The sequence below is a fragment of the Roseibium sp. RKSG952 genome (assembly GCF_009711355.1).
Genome location: NZ_SMMF01000203.1, coordinates 1 through 359 on the forward strand (window position 1 = coordinate 1; position 359 = coordinate 359).

At 54.0% G+C, this 359-nt stretch carries 1 protein-coding gene; it reads right to left on the reverse strand.

Features of this window, described 5'->3' with window-relative positions:
- Positions 1-79: 79 nt before the first annotated feature.
- The coding region (gene cas2e / locus E1297_RS00495; RefSeq protein WP_209015525.1) for a type I-E CRISPR-associated endoribonuclease Cas2e at positions 80-359 on the reverse strand (280 nt) is incomplete at its 5' end.

Sequence of the window (359 nt, forward strand, 5' to 3'; positions counted from 1 at the left end):
GGGGAACACTCTTTCCAGAACCCATTGATCCCTCAACAGAATTGCTTTGTCAAAGAACGCACCGGCTTTCTTGAGCCAGTCAGAACTGCCTTTCGGGATAAAAACGCACGAGCTTCACACCATCAAAATCCATCGGCATCCTGGGGTTGGTACCCGCCGTTTTGAATTCATAGCCCTGGTCGGCGGGCGCTTGCAAGATCATTGCTGCATCGCCACTTTCCGACCAGGCCCCCACTTGTTCCCGAACCATCTCCCGCGTTCGGGCGGAATAGTTGCCGACATATACCCCTGCACGTAGTTCCTCGAGCGACGCCAGAAAGCTAATCGTTATCATGCCAGTGCTCAGGAGTAGAGGCTTG